At 44.4% G+C, this 25567-nt stretch carries 26 protein-coding genes; 13 read left to right on the top strand and 13 right to left on the bottom strand.

All coding sequences use genetic code 11. The features are described 5' to 3' along the window. Nucleotides 1-132: 132 nt before the first annotated feature. The 5 genes from speD to AC3WJJ_RS14250 form a co-directional block, all read right to left on the bottom strand. Nucleotides 133-948, bottom strand: coding sequence for an adenosylmethionine decarboxylase (gene speD, locus AC3WJJ_RS14270; RefSeq protein ID WP_422658031.1), 816 nt, complete (start codon nt 946-948; stop codon nt 133-135). Between the two features lie 230 nt (nt 949-1178). Next, the gene (locus tag AC3WJJ_RS14265; protein WP_492541556.1) at nt 1179-1430 is read right to left on the bottom strand and encodes a YolD-like family protein; all 252 of its coding nucleotides are present in this window, start codon (nt 1428-1430) and stop codon (nt 1179-1181) included. A 442-nt stretch (nt 1431-1872) separates the two neighbouring features. Continuing rightward, nucleotides 1873-2241 carry a VOC family protein gene (locus AC3WJJ_RS14260; RefSeq protein WP_492541554.1) on the bottom strand — a complete coding sequence of 123 codons (369 nt, stop codon included), beginning with the start codon at nt 2239-2241 and terminating at the stop codon, nt 1873-1875. A gap of 245 nt (nt 2242-2486) precedes the next feature. Continuing rightward, nucleotides 2487-3272 (bottom strand): helix-turn-helix domain-containing protein, encoded by a 786-nt coding sequence (locus AC3WJJ_RS14255; RefSeq protein WP_492541552.1) that lies wholly within the window; start codon nt 3270-3272, stop codon nt 2487-2489. Continuing rightward, nucleotides 3269-4336, bottom strand: coding sequence for an RluA family pseudouridine synthase (locus AC3WJJ_RS14250; protein WP_492541550.1), 1068 nt, complete (start codon nt 4334-4336; stop codon nt 3269-3271). The genes AC3WJJ_RS14255 and AC3WJJ_RS14250 overlap by 4 nt, the downstream gene beginning before the upstream one ends. A 202-nt stretch (nt 4337-4538) precedes the next feature. On the opposite strand from AC3WJJ_RS14250, the gene recQ reads away from it, so the two are divergent. The 3 genes from recQ (at nt 4539) to AC3WJJ_RS14235 (ending at nt 8506) form a co-directional block, all read left to right on the top strand. Further along, nucleotides 4539-6416: a DNA helicase RecQ gene (gene recQ, locus AC3WJJ_RS14245; RefSeq protein ID WP_492541548.1), complete on the top strand. Its 1878-nt coding sequence runs from the start codon at nt 4539-4541 to the stop codon at nt 6414-6416. A gap of 113 nt (nt 6417-6529) precedes the next feature. Beyond that, complete coding sequence (locus AC3WJJ_RS14240) at nt 6530-8293, top strand: B12-binding domain-containing radical SAM protein (protein ID WP_492541546.1); 1764 nt, start codon at nt 6530-6532, stop codon at nt 8291-8293. A 45-nt stretch (nt 8294-8338) separates the two neighbouring features. Next, the gene (locus tag AC3WJJ_RS14235) at nt 8339-8506 is read left to right on the top strand and encodes a hypothetical protein (RefSeq protein WP_492541544.1); all 168 of its coding nucleotides are present in this window, start codon (nt 8339-8341) and stop codon (nt 8504-8506) included. A gap of 171 nt (nt 8507-8677) precedes the next feature. Here the strand turns inward: AC3WJJ_RS14235 and AC3WJJ_RS14230 are convergent, their stop codons facing one another. The 6 genes from AC3WJJ_RS14230 to mnmL form a co-directional block, all read right to left on the bottom strand. Beyond that, the gene (locus AC3WJJ_RS14230; protein ID WP_492541542.1) at nt 8678-10417 is read right to left on the bottom strand and encodes a SulP family inorganic anion transporter; all 1740 of its coding nucleotides are present in this window, start codon (nt 10415-10417) and stop codon (nt 8678-8680) included. Nucleotides 10418-10459: 42 nt separating this feature from the next. Continuing rightward, nucleotides 10460-10789 (bottom strand): ArsR/SmtB family transcription factor, encoded by a 330-nt coding sequence (locus AC3WJJ_RS14225; RefSeq protein ID WP_422658020.1) that lies wholly within the window; start codon nt 10787-10789, stop codon nt 10460-10462. Nucleotides 10790-11055: 266 nt separating this feature from the next. Further along, nucleotides 11056-12021: an alpha/beta fold hydrolase gene (locus AC3WJJ_RS14220; RefSeq protein WP_492541540.1), complete on the bottom strand. Its 966-nt coding sequence runs from the start codon at nt 12019-12021 to the stop codon at nt 11056-11058. A 60-nt stretch (nt 12022-12081) separates the two neighbouring features. Beyond that, complete coding sequence (locus AC3WJJ_RS14215) at nt 12082-13050, bottom strand: type I phosphomannose isomerase catalytic subunit (RefSeq protein ID WP_492541538.1); 969 nt, start codon at nt 13048-13050, stop codon at nt 12082-12084. Between the two features lie 63 nt (nt 13051-13113). After that, nucleotides 13114-13704: a tRNA 5-(aminomethyl)-2-thiouridylate-methyltransferase MnmM gene (mnmM, locus tag AC3WJJ_RS14210; RefSeq protein ID WP_492541536.1), complete on the bottom strand. Its 591-nt coding sequence runs from the start codon at nt 13702-13704 to the stop codon at nt 13114-13116. After that, nucleotides 13704-14657, bottom strand: coding sequence for a tRNA modification radical SAM protein MnmL/YtqA (mnmL, locus tag AC3WJJ_RS14205; protein ID WP_422658016.1), 954 nt, complete (start codon nt 14655-14657; stop codon nt 13704-13706). The genes mnmM and mnmL overlap by 1 nt, the downstream gene beginning before the upstream one ends. A gap of 257 nt (nt 14658-14914) precedes the next feature. Here mnmL and AC3WJJ_RS14200 point away from each other — a divergent pair, with 257 nt between their 5' ends. Next, nucleotides 14915-15100 (top strand): hypothetical protein, encoded by a 186-nt coding sequence (locus AC3WJJ_RS14200; protein ID WP_492541534.1) that lies wholly within the window; start codon nt 14915-14917, stop codon nt 15098-15100. 178 nt (nt 15101-15278) lie between these two features. Further along, nucleotides 15279-15992, top strand: a complete 714-nt coding sequence (gene trmB, locus AC3WJJ_RS14195) for a tRNA (guanosine(46)-N7)-methyltransferase TrmB (RefSeq protein ID WP_492541533.1) — start codon at nt 15279-15281, stop codon at nt 15990-15992. A 106-nt stretch (nt 15993-16098) separates the two neighbouring features. Here trmB and AC3WJJ_RS14190 read toward each other — a convergent pair whose 3' ends face one another. Continuing rightward, nucleotides 16099-17226, bottom strand: a complete 1128-nt coding sequence (locus AC3WJJ_RS14190) for an MGDG synthase family glycosyltransferase (protein ID WP_492541531.1) — start codon at nt 17224-17226, stop codon at nt 16099-16101. Nucleotides 17227-17976: 750 nt separating this feature from the next. On the opposite strand from AC3WJJ_RS14190, the gene AC3WJJ_RS14185 reads away from it, so the two are divergent. From AC3WJJ_RS14185 to AC3WJJ_RS14165, 5 genes are all read left to right on the top strand, one after another. Continuing rightward, nucleotides 17977-19215, top strand: coding sequence for a glycosyltransferase family 2 protein (locus tag AC3WJJ_RS14185; RefSeq protein WP_492541529.1), 1239 nt, complete (start codon nt 17977-17979; stop codon nt 19213-19215). Between the two features lie 279 nt (nt 19216-19494). Further along, the gene (gene infC, locus AC3WJJ_RS14180; protein WP_422658011.1) at nt 19495-19989 is read left to right on the top strand and encodes a translation initiation factor IF-3; all 495 of its coding nucleotides are present in this window, start codon (nt 19495-19497) and stop codon (nt 19987-19989) included. A gap of 28 nt (nt 19990-20017) precedes the next feature. Next, nucleotides 20018-20218, top strand: coding sequence for a 50S ribosomal protein L35 (rpmI, locus tag AC3WJJ_RS14175; RefSeq protein WP_046678638.1), 201 nt, complete (start codon nt 20018-20020; stop codon nt 20216-20218). A 30-nt stretch (nt 20219-20248) separates the two neighbouring features. Continuing rightward, entirely contained in the window at nt 20249-20608 is a 360-nt protein-coding gene (gene rplT, locus AC3WJJ_RS14170; RefSeq protein ID WP_422658010.1) for a 50S ribosomal protein L20, read from the top strand. A gap of 141 nt (nt 20609-20749) precedes the next feature. Next, nucleotides 20750-21082 (top strand): hypothetical protein, encoded by a 333-nt coding sequence (locus tag AC3WJJ_RS14165; RefSeq protein WP_492541527.1) that lies wholly within the window; start codon nt 20750-20752, stop codon nt 21080-21082. A 5-nt stretch (nt 21083-21087) separates the two neighbouring features. Here AC3WJJ_RS14165 and AC3WJJ_RS14160 read toward each other — a convergent pair whose 3' ends face one another. Further along, the gene (locus tag AC3WJJ_RS14160) at nt 21088-21531 is read right to left on the bottom strand and encodes a GNAT family N-acetyltransferase (RefSeq protein ID WP_492541525.1); all 444 of its coding nucleotides are present in this window, start codon (nt 21529-21531) and stop codon (nt 21088-21090) included. A 599-nt stretch (nt 21532-22130) separates the two neighbouring features. On the opposite strand from AC3WJJ_RS14160, the gene ilvB reads away from it, so the two are divergent. The 3 genes from ilvB to ilvC all read left to right on the top strand — a co-directional run bounded on the left by ilvB (nt 22131) and on the right by ilvC (nt 25502). Next, entirely contained in the window at nt 22131-23873 is a 1743-nt protein-coding gene (gene ilvB, locus AC3WJJ_RS14155; protein ID WP_422658007.1) for a biosynthetic-type acetolactate synthase large subunit, read from the top strand. Nucleotides 23874-23877: 4 nt separating this feature from the next. Continuing rightward, nucleotides 23878-24363 carry an acetolactate synthase small subunit gene (gene ilvN / locus AC3WJJ_RS14150; protein ID WP_422661527.1) on the top strand — a complete coding sequence of 162 codons (486 nt, stop codon included), beginning with the start codon at nt 23878-23880 and terminating at the stop codon, nt 24361-24363. A gap of 146 nt (nt 24364-24509) precedes the next feature. After that, the gene (gene ilvC / locus AC3WJJ_RS14145) at nt 24510-25502 is read left to right on the top strand and encodes a ketol-acid reductoisomerase (protein WP_422658006.1); all 993 of its coding nucleotides are present in this window, start codon (nt 24510-24512) and stop codon (nt 25500-25502) included. Nucleotides 25503-25567: the final 65 nt, after the last annotated feature.

Here is a 25567-nt window from a genome sequence, read left to right as displayed (position 1 = left end):
ATGCTTCAACCCTGTATGCGAAAATGGGCGTTGGTATAGGAAAGAGACTGTAGAAAAAACAATGAGGCAGGACTCCGGTGAGCCCCGCCTCATTGTTTTAGGTAGGAAGACTATTATCACGTGTGTGGACAATTAATAGCTCCGGTCCATATTTTTCCCATAATAGATCTCAGCCATTTCAAGCTTAAGACGTTCCGTAATTTCTTGCTGTTCTTGTGGCGAAAGCTTGTCTTTCGTATAGCCGAATAGATAATTGTCGAGATCGAATTGCTTGAGCTTGCATTTGGTATGAAAAATATTCTCTTGATACACATTGACGTCGATCATGTCATATAACTCTTGAGCATCTTCTGGAATATAGTTCTGGATCGAACTGATTTCATGATCGATAAACAGCTTTTGTCCGTTGATATCCCGCGTAAATCCACGAGTCCTGTAGTCGATCGTCATGATGTCTGTATCAAAAGAATGGATGAGATAATTCAGTGCTTTAAGAGGTGAAATTTCTCCGCAAGTAGATACATCGATATCCGCACGGAAAGTACTGATGCCCTCATCCGGGTGATACTCGGGATACGTATGAACGGTGATATGACTTTTGTCCAGTTGTAGAACCACATTATCTGGTAATGGACCAGGAGATTCATCATAAGATGCTTCTGGTACCTCGATGACAGGACCCTCGGAGACGAGTACCGTAACACTTGCACCTTGCGGCACATAATCTTGCTGCGCAACATTAAGCACATGTGCTCCGATGATATCGGAAACATTTTTCAATATTTTAGTTAAACGCTTGGCGTTATACTGTTCATCGATATACTCAATGTATGCTTCCCGTTCAGCTTTAGTTTTTGTATAGCAGACATCATACATATTAAAACTAAGTGATTTCGTAAGGTTGTTGAACCCATGCAGGGTAATACGCTGTTCTGATTCTGCTCTCATATACCATTTCCCCTTATGATCAAGTTTGTCTTAAATCCCATGGTGTTCCTATCTTTTCCACGGATCTGATTTCTTACTCTTGGAGGATCGAATTCATGCAGATATGATGTGTTTACCCGATTCCTCTTCGTCTTTAACAGGTGGGATTGAAGAAAAATTCAAAAAAAAAGGCTGATCTCACATTGTCGTGGATCAGCCTTTACGGCATGTTATGATTTCGTTATTAATCTCTAGTCTCTAGGATAATTCATTGCCATGATGTCCATAAACGGTACCTTCAGGATCTCTCCTCTTGAAGTTACATGAACTCGACCGGTCCTTGAATCCATCTTAATAATCTGCCCTCTAACGGCTTCTTCCCAACCCCACACCGTGAGTTCGATCTCTGACTCCTCCTGAAATGCTTCTGAGAGTTGATTTCCAAGCTCTTCAAGTACAAACTCGTCCCGTGTCGGTCTCTTGGGAACTTTAGCTTTAGCCATAATATAATCCTCCTAAATACTGTGAGTCATGATGAACGATTAAAGTGTTTAATATATGAAATTCGTATGTGATCATCAATGAATGACTTTAGTTATTTGATATTATCATTATAATGCTTATTGTCCTCTTAGCCAAAAGTAATAAGCTGGATTGAGATAAAAAGCAGCCTCCACAGTTTTTTTACCGTGGAGGCTGTCTCAATAGCAATAATATCATATAGTTAATCAAAGGCGTGATACATTCAACATTGTTCCTTTTTCATCCTTACTATACAAATGCTTTCGTGACCTTTAGCATATTCTTAATCCGCTCTGTTTTATCTGCTTCATTGAGATATTCAAACAGTCCCAAACGATTTCCCCACGGATCAGTAAAGGTCGCCCACCTCACGGGAACCTCTGACCGCCTCGTATTTGGATCGTCATTTCATAGATCATCGTATTAATCCCCCGCAAATTCTAGCAGCTCTATGACATTTCCGAAAGGATCTCTGATCGCACTGTAGGTACCCGGCGGACAAGCTTGAGGCGTATCAAAAAGAACCTCAATTCCTCTAGCTTTGAAATCTGCAATGGAAGCTTTCAGATCATTCGTCTGAATACCGAGAACGACTTGGGCTTCGTGTGGATAATCCACCTTTGTTATGGTATCAACCTTGTTCAGAATGAGAGGGATGTGCTCATTCTTTAACCCGATAATGTAATCCTCATCGTATACGGTGGAGATTTGAAATCCGAGGATATCGCAATAAAAGGCTACCGCCGTTTTCATATGGGTCACATTAATGGAAATAACACAAATGTTGAGCATATTCTAAAGTCTCCTTTATTCGCAGCAAAGCATACCTTCACCAGATTCGATATTGGATTTCAAGCTCCTTAGCATCTGTTCCCATGCCTGTACATGCCACTCTCTAGCTCGTAACCAGTCATCGGAACTTTCCCAGCCTGTATGCAGAAGTGTGATTCCATATAAATCCCTACTCCCTCCATGATAGAATCAGCTTCGATTTCTTATACTGAGATTATAACTGGAAACAGAAGCAGGAAATTCTTCTACTTTGCGCTTTTTCTTTTATCTTGTTCGAATAATAAAAGTGGAAGGTTGACGACAATTGGAGGATCGAAGGGAAATGGCTCCCTCAGTGTTAGTTGCAGGTCCATATCTGTTGTTTCGTCAACCAAAATAGAAGTTTCATACTTCCCCCGCAGTGAGCGGTCAAGCAGGAAATAATCCTTCGGATTCATGCTCCAAGGAATACCGGCAGCTAGCAAATAATAGGTTCCGTGTGGAATACCGGAGAATTGGCATGTTCGTTTCTGAAAATTCAGCGCGGTCCCGGTAACAGGTCTCTGATCAGGAACGGGACGGGGGAATAAACCTACAAAGATCAATCCTTGGAATGACTCTGGCGTTGTTATCTGACATCTTATGCTAGGGAGCAGACGTTCCTGCTCCTGAGGTAGGGCTAGTGGTGTAGACTCATACTGATTTACGTAGCTGTAAAGAGATTCCGAAGAGGCTCGAAACCGTTTTGGCGATTGGCCTACAAATTGCTTGAACCTCGTAAGAAAAGATCCCATACTGGTAAATCCGATTGAATACAATACTTTGACAAGCATCGACGGCTCTTTCAATAGATAAGCCTTGCCGGACTCGATCCGCAAGGCTGAAAGATACTGGCGGACCGAGATGCCGGTAATGGATTTGAACACTCTAGAAAAGTGGTAAGGACTATAGCCAGCATAATTAGCGAGCTGTCTCGTAGTAATATCTTCATTCAGATGTTCTCTCATATACATAATGACTTTTTCTACTGTTTCAGTATGACTGTCGTTCATGACTGAATCTGACGAAACGGATACATGAAAGATTTCGGAACCTTGCTCTCAAATCGCATAAGCTGACCGTCGGTTGGGTGGATGAAGGCAAGAACATTGGCATGAAGACCGAGCCTGCCGATGATTTTCGATTTCGATCCGTATTTTTTATCACCTACAATAGGATGACCGATGTCTTCCATATGTACGCGAATTTGATTTTTGCGTCCCGTCTCCAGATGGACTTCGAGCAGGGAGTAGTTTCGATTCGATTCGATGGTCTTATAATGGGTGATTGCGTGCTGGCCGTCATTTGGATAAGGACTCGAGTACATTCTCAGTGTGCTGCTTTCTTTTAGCCATGATGAAATCGTACCTTCTGGTTTCTTAACGGCTCCTTCAACAAGAGCAATATAGGTGCGTTCCTTCACCGTGTCCTGCCAGCTGTTCTGAAGTGCCTGCTGTACCTGTTCGCTTTTGGCAAACATCATGACACCGGAGGTGTCGCGGTCAAGACGGTGAACAACGAAGATACGTCCGTTTGGATTTTGACTCCGAACATGCGCCATTAACTGACGGTAAGCTGTCATCTCATTCTCTTTTGGGGAAGCTACGGATAGAAGACCGGCATCTTTTTGAATAACGATGACGTCATCATCCTCATGTAGAATAGATAGACCTATAAGCTCCACCTTGTCCGCTGCTTTATCTTTACTGAGCGAGATCATCTGACCAGGAACAAGAGCGTGATTGTAAGCCGTGATCGCTTGTCCATCTACGAATACTTGTCCACGAGCGAGAAGAGACTTGATTGAGTTACGGCTTAAGTTGGAAATGTTGTTTAGTAGGAACGTGAGCAATTCTGCTGGTTCTGTTACCGTATAGGTTTTAGCCGGAACCGGTTTAGAGGTTGGCTTACCAGAGCCGGCCTTATAAGGACGCCCTCCAGATTTTCGTCTGTTATCTTCAGATTTACGAGGTTTGTTCGCTTGATAGTCTGCGCCTTGCTCTGGTGATGCGGATGAGCGTGTATTCGGTTGTTTATATGATTTAGGTCCCTTGGCGGGACGACGTTTGTTATCCATGGTCATTCTCCATCCTGAAGTTGATTTCAGAGTCAACTATACCATGCACTGGCGGGCAATTCCATGTATTCACGCTTGGGGCACTTTCGAACTTAGTTGAATTGGTTGCCCATTGAAGAAAACATCGGTAAACTGAAAGGATAGAGAACATGTTGCCAAGTGTAGTGCTAAGAACCAAGAGGTGAGAGTTAGGAGTTTTAATATGATAAATTTGGATTATTCCGAATCGATGGATTTAAATACAGCGCGGGAATATTTGCAGAAGTATTACGGCTATCCCGATTTCCGTGAAGGGCAGAAGAAGATTGTGTCGAGCCTTCTGGAAGGCCGCGATACGCTCGGTATTATGCCTACAGGTGGAGGTAAATCGATCTGTTATCAAATTCCGGCGATGATGCGTCCGGGATTAACCCTCGTTATCTCTCCGCTGATTTCACTCATGAAGGATCAGGTAGATGCCTTGACGACAGCTGGGGTTTCAGCCGCTTTTATTAACAGTACACTCAGCGGTAAAGAAGTGAATGATCGTATCCGTGCGGCGAAGCGGGGCGAGCTGAAACTGCTGTATGTAGCTCCAGAACGGTTAGAGTTAGACTGGTTTAGGGATGAGATGGCAGAGCTTCAGATATCCTGCGTAGCTGTTGATGAAGCACACTGTGTATCTCAGTGGGGACATGATTTCCGGACGAGCTATTTGTCAGTGGCTCCTTTTGTGAAAGGCCTGCCGGATCGTCCGATATTGGCAGCCTTTACGGCTACTGCCACACCAGAGGTCATGGAGGATATGCAGCGGCTTCTTCGTCTCGAGGATCCGCAAGTGTTCGTCACAGGCCTTGGACGTGATAATCTGGAAATGTCTGTTCTACGAGGGGAGAACAAGCGAGAGTACGTACTGGATTATGCTGTATCACATACGCATGAGTCCGGTATTATTTATGCTGCCACACGTAAAGAAGTCGATGATTTGTGTCAGCGTCTGCAGCAACAAGGATTGTCGGCAGGACGTTATCATGCGGGGATGAGTGACGCAGAGCGTGCTTCCAGTCAGGAGGCTTTTCTGTATGATGATATCCGGGTAATCGTCGCAACCAATGCGTTTGGTATGGGGATTGATAAATCAAACGTGCGATATGTCATTCATTATAACATGCCGAAAAATATGGAGTCCTACGTTCAAGAAGCGGGTCGTGCAGGCCGAGATGGCGAGCAGAGTCAATGTATTTTGTTGTTTAGTGCACAGGATATTATGACTCAGAAGTTTCTAATTGAGCAGAATCCTCAGGATTCCGAACGAAAGCACAATGAATACCGGAAGTTACAGCAGATGATCGACTATTGTTATACGACACGCTGTCTCCGCAGTGCGATGCTCGATTATTTCGGTGAAGTACATGAAGATAAGCCCTGCGGAACATGTAGCTCTTGCACAGACGATCGCGAACTGATTGATATTACAGTGGACGCACAGAAGATTTTTTCTTGTATCCACCGAATGCGTGAACGCTTTGGCGTATCGATGGTCGCATCGGTGCTGAAAGGCTCGCGTGCCAAAAAAGTGCTCGAATACGGATTTGACCGTTTACCTACATATGGGGTTATGTCCAGTCGAACAGAGAAGGAAATCGCGGAGACGATTAATGTACTTATCTCTGAAGGTTTACTCGCCCTATCCGAGGGGCAGTATCCTGTAGTGAAACTGCAGAGTGCTGCAGCTGAGGTACTGAGAGGACAGCGTGAAGTGATGCAGCGGGTACCGCGCCCATCCAAGACATCTGCAGGACAGCGAAGCGGTAGGAAGCGAGATACCTCTCCATCAGCTGTTAATGAGACGGTGTTCGAACAACTGCGTCTCATCCGCCGCGAGCTGGCAAGCCGTGAGCACGTGCCATCTTATATTATTTTTAACGATGCGACTTTGCGTGAGATGAGTGTGGTCTGTCCGCAGAGTGAGGATGAAATGCTGAACGTTAAAGGGGTCGGCGAAGTGAAATTCCGTAAATATGGAAAGCCATTCCTCGATTTTTTCTTGAAACAGTCTGAGAGCGATGACCATCATGATTATGAGCCTGGGTATGAATAGATGGAATCGATGAAATAACGATAAGTAAGAGATAAGTAAGAGATAAGTAAGGATTAACGTATACGATACGATTGATATAGATCCTGGAATAATTTTAGTGAAGGTCGTGAACCATGAAAGTCATTTTGTCCACATTGAACGCCAAGTACATTCATACATCCCTCGCAATTCGCTGCTTGAAGGCATACAGTGAGAAGGATTTCGACATTGAGTTGACCGAGTATACGATTAAAGACCCCGTGATGAATATTGTCTCTGATCTGTTTGTTCGAAAACCATCAGTTATCGGCTTCTCCTGTTACATCTGGAACATTGAAGAGACTATTAAAGTCATTGATATTGTGAAAAAGGTAATGCCAGAAGTTACGATCATTTTGGGTGGACCTGAAGTTTCCTATGATACCACCTACTGGATGGAGCGATTGCACAACGTCGATTTCATCATTATGGGTGAAGGAGAAGAGACACTGAACCATCTTCTGAAGGAGATTGAAGGTGATCGCAAATATCACCTTGTGTTCGGAACAGCTTATCGGAAGAACGATGAAGTGATCATTAATCCGCCACGTCCAAAAGCCGAGCTGAGTGATCTACCTTCACCGCACCGGTTTGCGGAGGATATTCCGCATCTGGGCAAGCGAGTAGTATATTTTGAGACAAGCCGTGGGTGTCCATTTAACTGCCAATTCTGTCTTTCGAGTATCGAGGTGGGTGTACGTTATTTCGATATTGAGCGGACGAAGTCGGATATTCTGTATCTGATTGAGAACGGAGCGAAGCTAATCAAGTTCGTGGACCGTACCTTTAATATCAAACGTGATTATGCGCTGGAAATGTTTCAGTTTCTGATTGAGAATCATCAGGGCTGTGTGTTCCAGTTCGAGATTACGGCTGACATCATGCGCCCAGAGGTGCTAGAGTATCTGGCTGAGAATGCCCCTCCTGGTGTGTTCCGTTTCGAGATTGGTGTTCAATCGACGAATGATCCGACGAATCAGCTGGTCAAGCGCCGTCAGAATTTCTCCAAGCTTTCTCGTACCGTTAACATGATTAAGGCAAGTGGGAAGATTGACCAGCATCTGGACTTGATCGCAGGCTTGCCACTAGAGGATTATGATACATTTCGTAAAACATTTAATGATGTGTTTGCCCTTGGACCGGAAGAGCTCCAGCTCGGTTTCTTGAAGATGCTACGTGGTACCGGTATGCGAATTGATGCTCATAAATACAACTATACGTATATGGATCATGCACCATATGAGATATTGGGCAGTGATGTAATGCCTTTCTCAGACATTGTGAAGTTGAAACGTCTGGAGGATGTACTGGAGAAGTATTGGAATGCCCACCGGATGGACCATACAATTAATTATTTAATGGCACATGAATTCACATCACCATTTGATTTCTTTCAGGAGTTCGGAGATTATTGGGAAGCTCAAGGCTGGCAGAAAATTGGGCATCAGCTTGAGGATCTATTCACAAGGCTGACAGCGTTCCTCGAGAACCGTCAAACTCCGCGTATGGAGGTTATCTTGGGGTTGATGAAATTCGATTATTTCCTGGGACATAAATATAAGCCGCGCAAAATTTGGTGGGATTTCGTACAGGACAAAACGGAGTGGTCAACTCATTTGAAACAAGCGGCGGAACAGCAAGCCGATTTCTCTGAAGGTTTCGCTGAACTTGGACTTGGAGAACGTGAGCTGCAGAAGCATGCGATGATTGAAGTCCTTCCTTTCAATCTGGAAGAAGTTATTCATCAAGGCGCGAGCGGGACAGCGGATAACAATGATCGTGATTCCCGAACAATGCTTGTAGTTTTGTACCAACAAACAGAGGACGGTCGTCCACAATATTTTACAAAAACGGTTTAAAAATGACCTCGATCCGGCAATCTAACGGGTAGAGGAGTGGTGATCATGATAGATAACATGAATTCTAGACGTATAGATGAAGAAGAACCAACCGTTGCACCTGGGATGGATCGTAATGAGATGCTTCACGAGGATGCGACCGAAGAAGAAGTGAAGCGAGACGACTATACCGAGGTTACGGAGTTCATCATTGACCGGACACCAGAAGAATAGGGCGTATTTAGAATTGAAGAAAGAGTAGAGTTAACTAGTAGTAGAAGTTAAAAACAAGCAGGCCGCTCAAGTGTTCATCTTGAGCGGCCTGCTTGTTTTCGTTGATTAATGGATGCATATTCGGCACATATTGAAGCTTCATCCACTAAGTCGATAGGTCTCGATCATACCTTAGGAAATCTGCCTCTGACGAAGCCTCCCCTCTCGGCGCAACTCCGTACATTCACGGAATGCACACTGGGTACATGCTATACAGCGGTCATACTGGATGTTTTGGAGAGCATAATTTAAAGCTTCTCCTGTATGCTCGAAGAAATGTTCTTCCCCAATGACGGCGTGAAGTCCTGTCTTCTTAAGCAGCTTCATTGGCTGCTGGCGGATCCCGGAGATGATAACAACGACGCCTTGTTCCTTGAGACTATGAACGAGTCTGGAGAAGTTCGATTCGCCGGACGTATCCATGTAAGGTACGTTCCCCATACGAAGTAGCACGACCCGAAGCCCAGGGTCTGCAAGCAACTTCTGTCCGAAGCTTTCGAATGCGTGTGTTGCGCCGAAGAATAAGGGACCCTCAATATTATAAATACCAATCTGAGAGCAGTTGTGATCTTCGGTTACAATATGCGCCTGCACCTTTTCTTTATGTGAAGAGTGGTCTGGTAACACTTTATTTATCGCCATCATGCCGCTCATTCGTTTAATGAACAAGACTACAGCCAAGGCCAATCCAGCCTGAACGGCCACGGTCAAAGTTGTGAACACCGTCAGAAAGAAAGTGACTAGCAGAATAAGCGAGTCGCCTGTTCGTGTCTTAAGCATTTGTCTAAATGATTTATGCTCACTCATATTCCAAGCTACGACCATCAGAATAGGGGCCATACTTGCAAGCGGGATATTTGAGGCATATGGAGCGAATAGGACAACAATGAACAATACAACAACGCCATGAACAATCCCTGATACTCTAGAGACGGCACCACTCTTAATGTTTGTCGCTGTGCGTGCAATCGCCCCTGTAGCTGGAATGCCCCCAAATAGAGGAGTGGCCATGTTAGCTACGCCTTGCCCGATTAATTCTCTGTTGCTGTTATGCTTCGTACCCGTCATTTCATCGGCGACAACCGCTGACAGGAGGGACTCAATGCTTCCAAGCATTGCGATGATGAGAGCGGGCTGTATCATCATTACAACACGATCCCAAGTGAACTCCAGAGGGGTGAACTGAGGCAAGCCTGCAGGAATAACGCCGTAAGCTGAACCTATAGTTGTGACTTTGCCTGGAAATAGCCATGCAGCAATCAAGATAGTCACGATGATTCCTACCAGCGATGCTGGTACTTTAGGTGTATATTTGGGCATGACGATAAGTATCGCGAGACAGACCCCAGCGATTAGTACACTGTATAAGTTTAACGAAGAAATCCGTAGGAAGATCTCCTTCATATTATCGAAGAAATATTCATGACGTTCTACACCCTGAAGCCCAAGGAAATTCCCGATTTGTCCACTGAATATGGTGACCGCAATCCCTGAAGTAAACCCAATAGTGACTGGTTTGGGTATGAAGCGGATTAATGAACCTAGACGCAGAAGCCCCATGAGTACGAGAAATATACCAGCTAAGAATCCGGCAATCAGCAGATTCTCATAACCGTATTGAAGGACAATAGCGAGCAGGATTGGAATGAAAGCTCCGGTCGGCCCCCCAATTTGGTACTTGGAGCCCCCGAGTAATGAGATTAATACGCCTGCGACAATTGTTGTATATAGGCCATACTCCGGCTTAACGCCCGAGGCAATAGCAAAAGCCATGCCTAAAGGAATGGCAACGATCCCCACGATACATCCCGAAATTAGATCCTTTCGAAATGCATTTGCCGAGTAATGACTGAATTGTCCCATCCATTTCATAATAGCTACCCTTCTTTTCTTATTTTTCGAATCACGTCATTTCTATGATTGCTTGCTGATATCCTCCAAGAGCGATATGGACTCTACCAGATGATTGTTGAATATTTGCCGAGCGACCTCCAGTAGGTCCTTGATTAAAGGATCCCGCAGTGAATAGATCACGGTGGTACCTTCTTTTACCGTACTGACGAGGTTTTTAGCGCGAAGTACGGCGAGCTGTTGTGAGACGGCAGAACCTTCCGATCCAATCATCCCTTGGAGTTCATTCACATTTCGCTCCCCTTGACTTAATATTTCAAGAATGCGGATTCGCATTGGATGAGCGAGTGCTTTGAAAAAATCAGCCTTAAACTGTTGAATACCTCGTTCCATAACTGTTATCTCCTTGGTTTTATATCTTTATATATCTGAAACTTTGAAGATTGAATCGCCAATCATGTTAGCATGATTGTTTCATTTTGAAAGTGATAAATGTAACTCTTTGTAATTTTCTGAAATGATAAAGAGCGGGGAGATATAGCATATATTTCAGGTTCGAGAGCGCATAAAAAACCGCCTAAAAGAATATATCCTTAGGCGGCTCTTAATAACTATAGGGTATCGTATGTCGCGGTTAATAAATGGATGGAGTGTGCCAGTTACAATACAGGATCTGAAGTACAAGTTTTCACTTCATGATCAGCTACTTGTCGTTCTAACCAATCGAGTACATCTGCAGCAACCTCATCACGGTTAATCTCATGCAGCATTTCATGACGACCGCCAGGATACAGACGGTACTCCAGATGCTTAACACCAAGCTTCTGATAGAGATCGATAAGGTTGCGAACTCCTTTTCCGTGCATACCTACGGGATCTTGATCGCCCGAGAAGATGTAGACTGGTTTATCTTTAACAAGCTTACTCAGCATTTCAGGTGTATGGATCTGTCGGAGTAAGTGGAAGAACTCCCGGAAGAAGCGAGCGGAACATATCTGACCGCAGTAAGGGTCATTGATGTAACGTTCGACTTCCTGTGGATCTCTGGATAGCCAGTCAAAAGGAGTCTTAATCGAGCCAAAGCCTTTGTTGTAAGGTCCGAACACGATGGCGTTGATAAGAACGCTCCGGTGGACAGCTCCCTTCATCCTGATCTGAGCAGCAGCAAGATATTCTCCGAAGCGCAGCAAGCCGCGGGGCCCATTCGAGCCGGATAGGATGAATCCGTCAAAATGATGTGCATGGGTGCACATTATTCTTTGTGTGATGAAAGAACCCATACTGTGCCCGAGTAAGTAATGTGGAAGGTCGGCATGTCGCTCATGGATGATATCTGATAAGAGGATGATATCCTCGATCATCCCTTCGAAACCGTTTTCTCCAGCATCACCTAAAGCTTCTAGACTTTCAGCTGTCCTCCCATGTCCCCTATGATCATCGGCGTATACAGCGTAACCATGCTGTGTAAGCAGAGCAGCAAGTTCCGCATACCTGGCTCCTGTTTCACTAACGCCGTGAACGATTTGAAGGACAGCTTTGATGCTCGTACCCGGATCAGGAAGCCATTGATACACAAAGATGTTCATGGCCTGATTGTTGAGCATTGTAAACGTCTCGGACTGCATCGCTTTTACGGCACCTCCACAAAACGATTTATTACCAGCCTACTTATATCCTAAACAGAATTAAGGCAGATAAGAACGAAGAACTGTTGAATTTCCTTCCAGTGTATAAGCTCCAAGGTTTGCAGGTAGCAGGAAGCATTGTCCGGATGTGTACGCTTGGGAACCGCCATCCCATTTCAGGGTGCCCTCGCCGTCACACATGACTAGGATGGTGAAGCTATCTTCTGTTGTTGTGAGGTTCCAAGGACCATCAACGATTCCTTTTTCAACGATGAAATACGGGGACTTAGCAAGCTGTAACCACTCACCTGCGACTGCACCTTCAGTGCTCATCGTTGTAGCGCCAGAGCCCTCATATGCGGTTACATTCAAGGAATCCTCAATATGAAGCTCACGAGGCTTACCATCTAGACCTGGACGGTTGTAATCGTATATGCGGTAAGTTGTATCAGAGTTCTGCTGGATTTCAGCTACGACAACGCCAGCACAGAGTGCATGAACTGTTCCGGCTGGTATGTAGAATGTATCGCCAGCTTTTACAGGTACCTCTTGCAGGGAATCCATGACTTTACCACTTTCAAGGGCATGTCTCAGATCCTCACGAGTAATGCCTTCTTTCAGACCATAGATGATTTTGGCATCAGGTTTCGCGTCCAGTACGTACCACATTTCAGTTTTGCCCAATTCGCCTTTAGGTAGTCCTTCATAATCATCAGTTGGATGCACTTGAACGGACAGATCATCATTACAGTCGAGTAGTTTGATCAGGAGAGGGAAACGACCGTTAACCTCAGAGAAGCCTTTCTTACCGAACCATTCAGAGCCAAGTTGTTCACGAACTTGGTCTAGACCTAATCCTGCAAGCTCACCATTTACAACGGAAGTCGTACCGTTTGGATGATCAGCAATCATCCAGCCTTCGCCGATATGACCTTCCGGAATATTAAGACCGAACTGCTCAAGGGCACGTCCGCCCCATACACGTTCTTTGAATTCAGGTTGAAATAATAAAGGATACGGTTTTGTCATGATGCTTCATCTACCTTTCAAAAACATAGTATTGGATATGATAGCTAAAAAAGCTTACTGCTATCATAACGGCTTCTTTCGTTCAAGCGCAATAAGGTAAGGTGCATTTGGACGTTGGATGCCTCGATACACGATAGCTTGGGCTGTACGCTGGGGGAGAGCAGAAGCCCATGCTTCTACAGCAGCGGCTTCTTGTTCTCCGCCATCATGACCAGGATATAAAACGATCGTTACAACACCTCCAGGAGCAAGCAGTTCTAGGCTAGCTTCAAGTGCAGAAAGGGTGCTATCGGTCAAGGTAATGATATGTTTATCCGCTTGGTCAGAAGGCAGGTAACCGAGATTGAACATGATCACTGAGATTTTTCCGTGGTACTCAACCGGGATACATTCCTTCATGTTGGAGTGACTGTCCTGGTATAAGGAGACATTTGCTAATCGTTCGCCAGACTCCTTCGATAGTCTGCGCTGGGTCAGCTTTAAAGCTTCTTCCTGAATGTCAAAAGCAAATACCTGACCGCGTGGACCAGCCAACTTGGCAAGGAACAGTGTGTCTGCCCCAGTCCCCGCTGTGGCATCCACAGCGAATCCACCAGCATGGAGGCGTCCTTCTGCAAGCTTGTGGGCAAAACTTAGAACAGATAAAAAGCCCATTAGAATTTCCTCCACATCTTACCCTGCCAGGTGTCACGTTCTTTTAGCTCGCGGTCAATAGAATTAAGCACTTCCCATTTCTTCAAGCTCCATGTTGGTCCGATTAATAAATCTCGAGGTGCATCTCCTGTAAGGCGGTGAACAATCATCTCTGGCGGCAAAAATTCTAATGTATCAACGATGAGCTTAATATACTCATCTTGTTCTAGGAAGCGAAGAAGACCTGCTTCATACTGCTTCACCATTGGTGTTTTGCGCATTAGGTGCAAGAGGTGAATCTTTATACCTTGCACGTCCATATTGGCAACCGCACGTCCGGTGTCCAGCATCATCTCATGACTCTCTTGAGGGAGTCCATAGATGATGTGTGTGCATACGCGAATGTTGTGCTTGCGTAGCTTCTGGACGGCCTCTAGATAACATTCGGTATCATGTGCACGGTTAATGAGTTCAGAAGTGGAGTCATGGATCGTCTGGAGTCCCATTTCGACCCATAAATAGGTACGCTCATTCAGCTCCGCTAAATACTCAACGACATCATCTGGAAGACAATCAGGACGAGTTGCAATAGATAAGCCTACCACTCCAGGCTGTTGCAGGATGACTTCGAAATATTCCCGCAGCTCCTCTACAGGTGCATAAGTGTTAGTATATGCTTGAAAATATCCAATATATTTCGCCTGAGGCCATTTCTGGTGCTGCTTGTCCCGAATGGTGTTAAATTGAGTGACCAGATCATCACGTCTGCGGCCAGCAAAATCCCCAGATCCTCGGGCACTGCAGAAGGTGCATCCACCTTTCGCAATCGTGCCGTCACGGTTCGGGCAAGTGAAGCCAGCATCAAGCATAACTTTGAAGACTTTCTCCTGAAATTGGCTGCGCATTTCATAATTCCATGTATGGAATCGTTTATCGCCCCATAGCAACGGGGCGGGGGTGAGAGGTGTATTCATGTTTACTCCTTTTTAATTCGGTTGGATGTATCACACTACGTAAATCAAATTATTATATATTGTATCAAAAAAGAGATATTTACGTCATTCGACACAAACTTCGCATTTCCGTCACTTGATCGCATTTCATGAAATTGCTATATTTATTATAAAAGTAACGGATTCACAACAACGAAGATTGGTTAATTAATAAACAATTAAGTGGAATTCATATTTATGTTATTTCGTGGATATACTATGACCATGAGGTGATTAGAATGAATTCGACGCCAACCACCAAGAGTGATCCTAAGAAAAGTATCGCTGTGGAGTTTACCCCTGATGAAGCCTTGGCTTTGACAGGAGTAGAGTTTAATGCAAATCATGAGATCAAAGCTTCAGCGAAGCGCAAGATTCGGGCTGCATTCGAGAAGACATTTGATTTTGCAGTTGAACAAAGGTAAACGACTCACAGTTTAACTATCGCGGAACCCCAATTCCAAATATAAAGAAAAGGGAACCTTTTTTTGCTATATGCAAAAGATAGAGGTTCCTTTTTCTTTTGGCTCTTTACTTTTGGGTGTAACTTCGTCACAATACTTCAGTAGAGTCAACTAATAGGATAAGTTTCGGAGGTATATCATGCGTCTACGTGGAAGAAAAGGAATCCGGGAAAGTCTGGAGCAGCAGGAGGATTTGGTGGTTCTGGATCCCCGGCAATATAAAGGGAAGTGGGCTTCTTTATTTGGTAATGATAAACCGATTCATGTTGAATTCGGTATGGGCAAAGGGCAATTTATCAGCCAGATGAGTTATAAGCACCAAGATGTGAATTTTATCGGTGTGGATATGTACGATGAATTGATCCGTCGTGCTAGTGAGAAGGGACGTAATGCTTGGGCAGGCGAAGGAGTGGAGACACCTCCGAATTTAAAGCTTGCTTTGATGAACATCGAGAATGTGGAGGACGTGTTTGAGCCTGGTGAAATTGAGCGCATATATTTGAATTTCAGTGATCCATGGCCTAAAACCAAGCATGGTCGCCGCCGTCTGACGCACCCAAGATTTCTTGATAAATATAGCGTTATTCTGAACGAACGTGGTCAGATTCATTTTAAGACAGATTCTGTGAGCTTATTTGAATTCTCTTTAAACTCATTCGCAGACTACGGTTTGCAAATGACCAACATTTCACTAGATCTTCACCGGGATGGATTGAATGAGGAATTTGTAATGACTGAGTATGAGACCAAATTCGTTGGACAAGGTGTGAAGATTCACCGTTGTGAAGTGATTATAGGTCAACAAGCACTTTCGGAGTATCAAACAGAACGTCTGTCGAAATATGGAAAATAAGTGAAACTGATGTATCTCTATAATTAGGGAAAGCTAATGATAGCGCTTGCATGCATTATAATAGAAGATATTATTCTTCGGAACTCAAAAAAAGGTGCCTCCTATGTCAGGAGTGCACCTTTTCATTTTCCAGCATATCGATAATACTCCGTGCACTTTGCATCGGGTGATATCGTTGAATATTCTCCAAATTTTGCGAACGACGCTTGGCAATAAGATCGTATTGATTGATTAGCATGTTCATCCATTTACCGATTACTTCCAGGGAGTCAATGGGTTCGCCAAGTCCCTGAGCCGTAAAGTAGTGGAAATTTTCTTCTTCTTGTCCTGGTAAAGGGTGGTGAAACAGCATTGGAATTCCTTTAGCAAGGCCTTCTGTACACGTCATTCCGCCTGGCTTGGTTACGAGTAGATCGGAAACTTCCATCAGCTTATCCACTTCACGAGTAAAGCCGAACAACCGGATATTTGGATGTTGATAACGTGGATTGTTCTCCATCTCAATACGGGCATCGTCATTATTACCGAAGCAGAATATAACCTGTATTTCTTCGCGCCATCTGGTCAAATATTCATGAACGACCTGATCATTCATCATTCCCCAGCCTCCGCCCATGACAAGAACCGTGGGCATATTAGAGAGGTTGAATTTTTGACGGATATCCTCTTTGCTTGGCCGCTCCCAGAAGTCAGGATGGATGGGGATGCCAGTCACTTGAATTTTAGCTTGGGATACTCCGCGGTTTAGCAGCTTGCGTTTCACTTCTTGAGTCGAGACGAAATATCGATCAACCTCTGGACTGATCCAAGTATCATGCGCGTCATAGTCTGTTATGACCGTACATAGCGGAACATTGGTACCCAGGCGCTTAAGGCGTGAAATAACAGCACTTGGGATGAAGTGTGTACACACGATGATGTCGGGGCGTAACTGCTGGACAACATTTTTAGTACTCGTATAGAAGATTCGGTGCAACGCAAGTGTAGTGAACCGATTGAAGGATTTTTGATGACGATACATGTAACCAATTAGTCGCGGCTGGGACGTAAGTGTCTTACGATAGGCCGATATGATTAAGGGAGCTATCTTCGGATTAAGAAAGCTTCCGAGCTCCATCACCCTTGTTTGAATGCTTGGCGATAACTGCCGTAAACTGCTGGAGAGCGCATGAGCGGCCTGTGTATGGCCGGCGCCAAAGCCCTCCGATAACAGTAATACTCTTTTTTTAGCCACTCTTTATTTCACCCGTTCCTGCAGCGTTATTCATTATCCATAACATATCGACTTTAAGAAAAGAATGCAACCGACATGAGCCCGACTTACGTATGAAAAGGTTTTATTCACAATATGACCTATTGGAGTAACGTCACCATTCGCCAAATTATGGAATGATATACGTCATAGACAAGGACAAAGGTCTTGGGTCCTGTTATCCCCACTCGCTATGTGGTGAATGGTCAAATGGGTATTTCATGTGTGAAAAAGTAAGGATGAGCAATTCGAACTTTGACGAAAATAGAGGTCTATAGACTTTTGACTTGGAGTAGAGTTACCGCTACAATGATTCAAATGAGCTGCAAAAAGTTTAAAAAGACTTGGAGTCTGAAACAAACTTTTTAACCATTTATTCCGTCTAAGAAGTGGCGGACAAAAAAAATTCTGAGAAAAAAGGCATGCAGAGAAATAAAAAACAAGAAAACAGATGAAAATAAGAACTAATGCCGTTTGAATCGAAGCTTGCTGGCATGCTGAAAGCGAGCGAAGCTCTTTTTAACAAGATACCTCGAAATTAGAGCTATTCACGCTTTTGACAAATGATCTTAAAGTGTGGAAAATCGATATGACGTGCGAAACAGTTCTGTGACACCGGAGCTATGCCGTTAAACAAAGACAGTTACAAAGGGTCATGAAAGAAAACAGAAACTAAGAGAAATAGAAAAAAACATTACATTCTCGAGGTAAAAAAGGGGGTTTTGGAGAATCATGACAGACGCCATCTTTATCGCGCTTCAACTTTTTTTAGCCGCGGTTGGTGTGTACCAGTTTGCATTCTCTTTATTTGGACTGTACAAGAAAAAGAAAAAGAAAAATTTCGAACCGACAAAATCATTTGCGGTGCTCGTTGCAGCCCATAATGAAGAGCAAGTAGTCGGGGCTTTAATGGAAAATCTAAAGCAGCTTAACTATCCAAAAGATCTATACGAAGTGTTCGTTATTTGTGATAACTGTACAGACCGGACGGCAGCCATTGTACGTGAGCATGGAATGAATGCTTGTGTTCGTACGAATCAGAATCTCCGTGGTAAAGGTTATGCGATCGAATGGATGCTGAAGGAATTGTGGGCTATGCCTAGACAGTATGATGCGGTTGTTATGTTTGATGCCGATAACTTGGCCCACCCAGACTTCCTGACTGAAATGAACAATGATCTCTGTTCTGGAGCGAAGGTTATCCAGGGCTATATCGATACGAAGAATCCTGAGGATTCATGGATTACCGCTGCGTATGGTGTGTCCTATTGGTACATTAACCGTCTGTGGCAGTTGTCCCGTCACAACTTGAATATGGCTAACTTCCTTGGTGGTACGGGTATGTGCTTCGAGACGAACCTGCTCAAGGAAATTGGTTGGGGAGCAACAAGCCTCGTTGAGGATTTGGAGTTTACAATGCGCAGCGCAATGCGTGGTATTTATCCGAAATTCAACTACGATGCGAAGGTGTTTGACGAGAAACCTCTGACATTTAAAGCTTCCGCAAGACAACGTTTGCGTTGGATGCAGGGCCACTTTACGGTTGCCCGCCGTTACTTCTTCCCGCTGATCTGGCGTGCGATTAAAGAGCGAAGCATTATTAAATTGGATCTCGCACTTTATGGTCTCAATGTATATATCGTGCTGCTTACGTTTATATTAACTGCGATACTGTGGGCTGATGCTGCTCTATTTGGTGGTCCTCATATTGCTAATTTATATGGGTATCTGCCGATGTGGCTTAGCTTCACAGCGATTGCTGCGAATATCTTTACATTCATGATCGCTATGATTTTGGAGAAAGTAACGTTTAAGAAAGTTTATGCTTATCTGATTCTATTCCCGGTATACCTGTTGTCTTGGTATCCGATCACTGTTTATGCTTTCTTCACACAAAATAACAAACAGTGGAGCCATACCGAGCATACACGTGTGGTTCGTTTGGAAGAAGTTCAGAGCAAGCAAGGCTAAGGAAGTTATAACATCAAAAAAAGTGTTGACTATCGCATGTTGGCGTGGTACAATGTTTTGGTGTTGAACTGAATACTGATTGCAAGCAGAAGCGCCGCTTCTCACCTGACCGACAAGATGTTGGCTGGTTTGATCACGAAATCTATGAATGAATAAACTTCATTTTTTGAGATGTGTATCAAATAGGGATGCCGGTGATTGAATCGGTATCCCTTTATTTTTGTCATATGACAATAGGATTAATATATTTGGAGGTGGAGTACTATCAGTAAGGAACATATGATCAATGACGAAATTCGGGCGAAGGAAGTACGTTTGGTTGGTGCCGAGGGCGAACAGATTGGTATTAAATCGACTCGCGAAGCGCTTCAAATGGCAATTGATCTTAATCTTGACCTGGTGAACGTGGCTCCTCAGGCTAAACCGCCTGTATGCCGCATCATGGACTACGGAAAATTCCGCTATGAGCAGCAGAAGAAAGAGAAAGAAGCCCGTAAGAACCAGAAAATCGTTGATATCAAGGAAGTATGGTTCCGAGCTAACATTGAGGAGCACGATTACCAAACGAAGTTCCGCAATGTCGTGAAGTTTTTGAACGAAGGCGACAAGGTGAAATGCTCCGTGCGTTTCCGCGGTCGTGAAATCACTCATGCCAACATTGGCCAGAAGATTTTGGAGCGCGTTAAAACTGAAGTTGCTGATCTGTGCGTGGTGGAGCGCCAGCCTAAGCTGGAAGGCCGCAGCATGATTATGATCTTGGCTCCTAAAGCCTAAGAGACATTATGAGGAGGAAGTTGTTACTATGCCTAAAATGAAAACACACAGCAGCCTGAAAGGCCGCTTTAAAATTACCGGTACTGGTAAAGTGAAACGTTACAAAGCTTACAAAAACCATTTGCTTTCCCACAAATCCAAGCGTGCGAAGCGTGTCCTCGGGACTAGCCCTGTAATGGCACCTGGAGATGTTAAACGTTTGAAACAAGGCTTGGCTAACTTGAAATAGTAAACAACAATTATTGGGAGGTCTTTTAATATGGCACGAGTTAAAGGCGGATTCGTTGTTCGTCGTAGACATAAAAAAGTATTGAAACTTGCTAAAGGTTATTTCGGTTCTAAACACCGTATTTTTAAAACTGCTAACGAGCAGGTAATGAAATCCTTGGTATACGCATACCGTGACCGTCGTCAGACAAAACGTAATTTCCGCAGATTGTGGATCGTACGTATCAATGCTGCTGCACGCGTAAATGGTTTGTCTTATAGCAAAATGATGCATGGCCTGAAATTGGCTGGTGTAGATATCAACCGCAAAATGCTGGCTGATCTTGCTGTAAATGACCTGACTGCGTTCAACTCTTTGGCTACTGTAGCTAAAGAAAAAATTAACGCTTAAGATATAAACATAAAGAAGAACCGTCGAGAAATCGGCGGTTCTTTTTTTATTTTCCGCCTTTTTATACTTGGCACAGGGCGATAAAACAAGCGTGACATTCTTCTTAGGAATAGACTGAACTGTATATGAAGGAGGGATCTTATGCATAAGCCTGTCAGTAAAGCTGAAGTTAAACAATACTTGGGTAAAGAAATTATTGCTTATAAAAAAGACGGGGGCTTTGTGACCGGTAAGCTCGTTCGAATTTCTGGAGACCGTCTTGTGCTTGTATCCGAAAAAGGAAAAAAGGTTAAGACTAAGGCGATTTTACCACTTGTTCTGTTTGATTTGCTGGCTATAGGAACCGCACCGTTTGCATTTGGAGGATATGGACCTGGTTATGGTGGTTACCCGGGTCCAGGACCAGGGTATGGCCCTGGATTTGGTGGTGGCTTTGGTTTTGGAGGATACCCAGGTGGTGGGTTTTTCTGGTGATTGGGTCACCAGATCTTCTCCATTTCGTAGCAATGACTGGTTGTTATCATACGTATAATCTTGTATCCCAGCTTTTGATAAAAGGAGAGTCCTTTGTCATTGCCCACATCGACCATTACCTTGGCTCTTTTGCATCCTCGAGATAGAGCAAAGTTCTCTGCTTGCTCCATTAAGGAAATGCCGAGACGCTTCCGCTGAGCAGATGGTGCAACTGCTAGCATGTCGATATATAACAGCTCACCGTGAAGCATGAAATGGACAAAAGCTGATGCTTTTTCCTCCCGGTTTTTTGTTGCAACTAAAGTGACACCTCGGCGGAGTCTGGTCGGTATTTCTTTGCGGATCAGGTCTAATTCTTTTGGATTAAGATGGGATAGGGGAACGAGTTGTGATTCGATTAATTGTAAAATAATAGGGTCATCTAGCTGGGGATTTCGGTAGCGAATCATAAAATTTAAACCTCCCTTCACCGCCGTTAAACAATTCTCGAATTATCATATGTGGTAAGGGTTGGGAGCGTGTTAGCATGATTTAAACTAGGGGTTATAAATAGGGAAAGCGTGATGAGTTGGCACATAAAGTAAAATAAATGTGTTGACTTCTCGAATCAATGAATCTTATAATGTTCCTAAACATTTTAACGAATAATTCAATCGGCTATGAAGAGGACGAAGTTTAAAGGGCTCTTTTGCTCAGAGAGTGGATGGATCAGCTGCAACCACCACCAAAATCCCTTTTATACGAGCTCACCTCGGAGCTGTTTCCCTGAAAAACGCGTGTCTGATACTTCAACGCATTAATATGACAGTGTCTATTAGGGGAAATCGTCTGGTTCTCGTTACGAACCGCAGATATTGAAGCAATGGTGTGTTAACTGCCGCTTCATACCTGCTGAGGCTTTGCATTGCGAGATGTGAAGCAAACATGGGTGGTACCACGGAAGCTAAACCTTTCGTCCCTCACACGGAGAAGTCCGGTGTGGAGGGCGGAAGGTTTTTTTGTTATTCATGCTTTGGGAAAGACCCAATATTTGAGAGGAGGATGACTGATGAGCGCGCAAACTCCAGAAGTGCGGTCTACAGAACAACTACGTGAGAAATGGATGAAGCCCGAAGTGATTACCGGATCGGAAATCTTGCTTCGGAGCCTTCTTTTGGAAGGTGTCGAATGTGTCTTTGGATATCCTGGGGGAGCCGTACTATACATCTACGATGCCATGTATGGATTTGAGGATTTCAAGCATGTCTTGACTCGTCATGAACAAGGAGCAATTCATGCGGCTGATGGTTATGCCCGTGCAAGTGGTCAAGTCGGCGTCTGCATCGCAACATCAGGGCCGGGGGCAACGAACCTCGTAACTGGGATTGCAACAGCTTATATGGATTCGGTTCCTATGGTTGTTATCACGGGTAACGTGGCAACAACACTGATCGGAACGGATGCTTTCCAAGAAGCAGACATCACTGGTATTACGATGCCGATCACGAAACACAGCTATTTGGTTCGGGATGTTGAGGACTTGCCGCGAGTCATCCATGAAGCCTTTCACATCGCGAATACAGGGCGAAAAGGACCTGTACTGATCGACATACCGAAAGATGTATCTGCAGCTAAAGCGCTATTTAACCCAGGTGAACATATTAACCTAAGAGGTTACAATCCGCGTACCGTACCGAATCGCTTGCAGCTTGAAAAATTATGCCGAGCGATTGAAGATGCAGAGCGGCCAATGATTCTTGCAGGTGGGGGAGTAATCTACTCCGGAGCACATGAAGAACTGTACGAATTCGTAAAGCGGACAGAAATTCCGATTACGACAACGCTGCTTGGTCTTGGTGCTTTCCCAAGTGGACATGAGCTATGGACGGGAATGCCGGGGATGCATGGAACGTATACATCCAACCAAGCGATTCAGAACTGTGACTTGCTGATTAACATTGGAGCACGATTTGATGACCGGGTAACGGGTAAGCTTGATGGATTCGCTCCTCATGCAAAAATCGTCCATATCGATATAGACCCTGCCGAAATCGGCAAAAACGTACCAACCGACATTCCAATTGTTGGTGATGTTAAAACCGTACTTGAGATGCTTAATCCAGATGCACCTACTGCGGCAAAGGCAGATGCTTGGAGAGAGCAGATCAGGAAGTGGAAGGCAGAATACCCGTATAAATATACGGATTCCGATACGGTTTTGAAACCGCAGTGGGTTATCGAAATGTTGAACGAAACGACGAAAGGCGAAGCGATTGTAACTACAGATGTTGGTCAGCATCAGATGTGGTCGGCTCAATATTACAAGTTCAATCAACCGCGTTCATGGATTACTTCCGGCGGCCTTGGAACAATGGGCTTTGGATTCCCTTCAGCGATTGGCGCTCAAATGGCTCATCCTGATCGGTTAGTTATCTCGATTAATGGTGATGGTGGAATGCAGATGTGCTCGCAAGAACTTGCGATCTGTGCTATCAACAACATTCCTGTAAAGATTGTTGTCATCAACAATCAGGTGCTTGGAATGGTTCGTCAGTGGCAGGAACTGATCTATGACAATCGTTACAGTCACATCGATCTTTCGGGAAGCCCAGATTTCGTGAAGCTTGCAGAAGCTTACGGAGTGAAAGGCTTGAGAGCTACAACGAAAGAAGAAGCACGTGCCGCTTGGGCAGAAGCCATGGAAACTCCTGGACCTGTACTAATCGATTTCGTAGTAGAAAAAGGCGAAAATGTATATCCGATGGTAACCCAAGGCTCAACAATTGATCAAATGCTGATGGGGGATGCGTAAGATGATGAGTTTAAAACATACCATTGCCGTACTCGTAAACGATCAGCCTGGCGTCCTGCAACGGGTTGCTGGATTGTTCGGCCGCAGAGGCTTTAACATTGAGAGCATCACGGTGGGCCAATCGGAAGAAGTGGGTCTGTCACGTATGGTTATTGTTACTACGGGAGATGACACAACGCTCGAACAAATCGAGAAGCAGCTTTACAAGCTGATTGATGTTATCAAAGTTATTAACCTGAGTTCGAAGCCGATGGTTGCAAGAGAGCTAGCTTTGATTAAGGTGAAGGCAGAGCCAGCAGCAAGACCGGAAATACTTGGTGTAGTAGATACATTCCGTGCCTCTGTTGTCGATATCGGAGCCGTGAACATGATGATTCAAGTGGTTGGTGACACCGGGAAGATTGATGCGATGATCGAACTGCTTAAGCCATATGGAATTAAGGAATTAACTCGTACAGGTACGACCGCAATGATTCGCGGTAACGCTTAATAGCTGGATATTTTTATAACGATTAGATGAGATACACACCCGGACACGTGAGGAGCGGGTGTTTCAGGAGATCGGGAAGAACAACCGGGTCTATTGAAATACCCGCTCATTCATGAAGGGTTTCAAATTAAAGGAGGACTTTTAAAATGCCAGTAACTACTTACTATGAACAAGATGCAGAATTCAACGTACTGAAGGACAAAACAATTGCCGTAATCGGCTACGGAAGCCAAGGTCATGCTCAAGCGCAAAACTTGCGTGATAGCGGACTTAATGTGGTTATCGGTCTTCGTGAAGGTAAATCCTTCGACAAAGCAAAAAATGATGGTTTTGAAGTGTTGCCAGTTGCTGAAGCTGTAAGTCGTGCGGATGTTGTTCAAATCTTGATGCCTGACGAAACACAAGCGGCTGTTTATAAAAATGACATCGAACCAAACCTGAAAAAAGGTGCAGCTCTGATGTTCTCCCACGGCTTTAACGTACATTTCGGACAGATCGTTGCTCCTAAAGAAAACGATGTCCTGCTCGTAGCTCCTAAATCTCCAGGTCACATGGTTCGTCGTACTTATGTTGAAGGCTTTGGCGTTCCAGGCCTTATCGCAGTTGAAAAAGATGCAACGGGTCAAGCGAAGCAAATCGGTCTTGCTTATGCAAAAGGTATCGGTTGTACACGTGCAGGCGTTATCGAAACTTCGTTCCGTGAAGAAACAGAAACTGACTTGTTCGGTGAGCAAGCTGTACTGTGCGGTGGTGTATCTGAGCTTATCAAAGCTGGATTCGAAACATTGACTGAAGCTGGATATGCTCCTGAAATGGCATACTTCGAGTGTCTGCACGAATTGAAACTGATCGTTGACATGATCTATGAAGGTGGACTTGCTTCCATGCGTGATTCCATCAGTAACACTGCAGAGTACGGTGACTATGTAACTGGACCTCGCATTGTAACAGCTGAAACGAAAAAAGCAATGAAAGAAGTATTGTCTGACATTCAACAAGGTAAATTTGCTCGCGACTTTATCTTGGAGAACCAATCAGGTCGTGCATTCTTAACAGCAACTCGCCGTAATGAATCTGAGCATCCAGTAGAAGTTGTTGGTGCTCAACTGCGCGAAATGATGCATTGGATCAAGAAGTAATAGCGTATAATGTATTACTAATTTATTAACTGCCGGCGGTATGGGACGTTCTATTGTTCCAGCCG

The sequence above is a fragment of the Paenibacillus sp. FW507-14B1B genome, assembly GCF_058781425.1.
Note: the sequence above shows the minus strand (reverse complement) of the source record. Positions and strands in the feature narration are given on the sequence as shown.

What these genes read in the sequence shown, in the direction of transcription:
- speD (WP_422658031.1), bottom strand. Translation starts at nt 948, where the DNA reads ATGAGAGCAGAATCAGAACAGCGTATTACCCTGCATGGGTTCAACAAC.
- AC3WJJ_RS14265 (WP_492541556.1), bottom strand. Translation starts at nt 1,430, where the DNA reads ATGGCTAAAGCTAAAGTTCCCAAGAGACCGACACGGGACGAGTTTGTA.
- AC3WJJ_RS14260 (WP_492541554.1), bottom strand. Translation starts at nt 2,241, where the DNA reads ATGCTCAACATTTGTGTTATTTCCATTAATGTGACCCATATGAAAACG.
- AC3WJJ_RS14255 (WP_492541552.1), bottom strand. Translation starts at nt 3,272, where the DNA reads ATGAACGACAGTCATACTGAAACAGTAGAAAAAGTCATTATGTATATG.
- AC3WJJ_RS14250 (WP_492541550.1), bottom strand. Translation starts at nt 4,336, where the DNA reads ATGGATAACAAACGTCGTCCCGCCAAGGGACCTAAATCATATAAACAA.
- recQ (WP_492541548.1), top strand. Translation starts at nt 4,539, where the DNA reads ATGATAAATTTGGATTATTCCGAATCGATGGATTTAAATACAGCGCGG.
- AC3WJJ_RS14240 (WP_492541546.1), top strand. Translation starts at nt 6,530, where the DNA reads ATGAAAGTCATTTTGTCCACATTGAACGCCAAGTACATTCATACATCC.
- AC3WJJ_RS14235 (WP_492541544.1), top strand. Translation starts at nt 8,339, where the DNA reads ATGATAGATAACATGAATTCTAGACGTATAGATGAAGAAGAACCAACC.
- AC3WJJ_RS14230 (WP_492541542.1), bottom strand. Translation starts at nt 10,417, where the DNA reads ATGAAATGGATGGGACAATTCAGTCATTACTCGGCAAATGCATTTCGA.
- AC3WJJ_RS14225 (WP_422658020.1), bottom strand. Translation starts at nt 10,789, where the DNA reads ATGGAACGAGGTATTCAACAGTTTAAGGCTGATTTTTTCAAAGCACTC.
- AC3WJJ_RS14220 (WP_492541540.1), bottom strand. Translation starts at nt 12,021, where the DNA reads ATGCAGTCCGAGACGTTTACAATGCTCAACAATCAGGCCATGAACATC.
- AC3WJJ_RS14215 (WP_492541538.1), bottom strand. Translation starts at nt 13,050, where the DNA reads ATGACAAAACCGTATCCTTTATTATTTCAACCTGAATTCAAAGAACGT.
- mnmM (WP_492541536.1), bottom strand. Translation starts at nt 13,704, where the DNA reads ATGGGCTTTTTATCTGTTCTAAGTTTTGCCCACAAGCTTGCAGAAGGA.
- mnmL (WP_422658016.1), bottom strand. Translation starts at nt 14,657, where the DNA reads ATGAATACACCTCTCACCCCCGCCCCGTTGCTATGGGGCGATAAACGA.
- AC3WJJ_RS14200 (WP_492541534.1), top strand. Translation starts at nt 14,915, where the DNA reads ATGAATTCGACGCCAACCACCAAGAGTGATCCTAAGAAAAGTATCGCT.
- trmB (WP_492541533.1), top strand. Translation starts at nt 15,279, where the DNA reads ATGCGTCTACGTGGAAGAAAAGGAATCCGGGAAAGTCTGGAGCAGCAG.
- AC3WJJ_RS14185 (WP_492541529.1), top strand. Translation starts at nt 17,977, where the DNA reads ATGACAGACGCCATCTTTATCGCGCTTCAACTTTTTTTAGCCGCGGTT.
- infC (WP_422658011.1), top strand. Translation starts at nt 19,495, where the DNA reads ATGATCAATGACGAAATTCGGGCGAAGGAAGTACGTTTGGTTGGTGCC.
- rpmI (WP_046678638.1), top strand. Translation starts at nt 20,018, where the DNA reads ATGCCTAAAATGAAAACACACAGCAGCCTGAAAGGCCGCTTTAAAATT.
- rplT (WP_422658010.1), top strand. Translation starts at nt 20,249, where the DNA reads ATGGCACGAGTTAAAGGCGGATTCGTTGTTCGTCGTAGACATAAAAAA.
- AC3WJJ_RS14165 (WP_492541527.1), top strand. Translation starts at nt 20,750, where the DNA reads ATGCATAAGCCTGTCAGTAAAGCTGAAGTTAAACAATACTTGGGTAAA.
- AC3WJJ_RS14160 (WP_492541525.1), bottom strand. Translation starts at nt 21,531, where the DNA reads ATGATTCGCTACCGAAATCCCCAGCTAGATGACCCTATTATTTTACAA.
- ilvB (WP_422658007.1), top strand. Translation starts at nt 22,131, where the DNA reads ATGAGCGCGCAAACTCCAGAAGTGCGGTCTACAGAACAACTACGTGAG.
- ilvN (WP_422661527.1), top strand. Translation starts at nt 23,878, where the DNA reads ATGAGTTTAAAACATACCATTGCCGTACTCGTAAACGATCAGCCTGGC.
- ilvC (WP_422658006.1), top strand. Translation starts at nt 24,510, where the DNA reads ATGCCAGTAACTACTTACTATGAACAAGATGCAGAATTCAACGTACTG.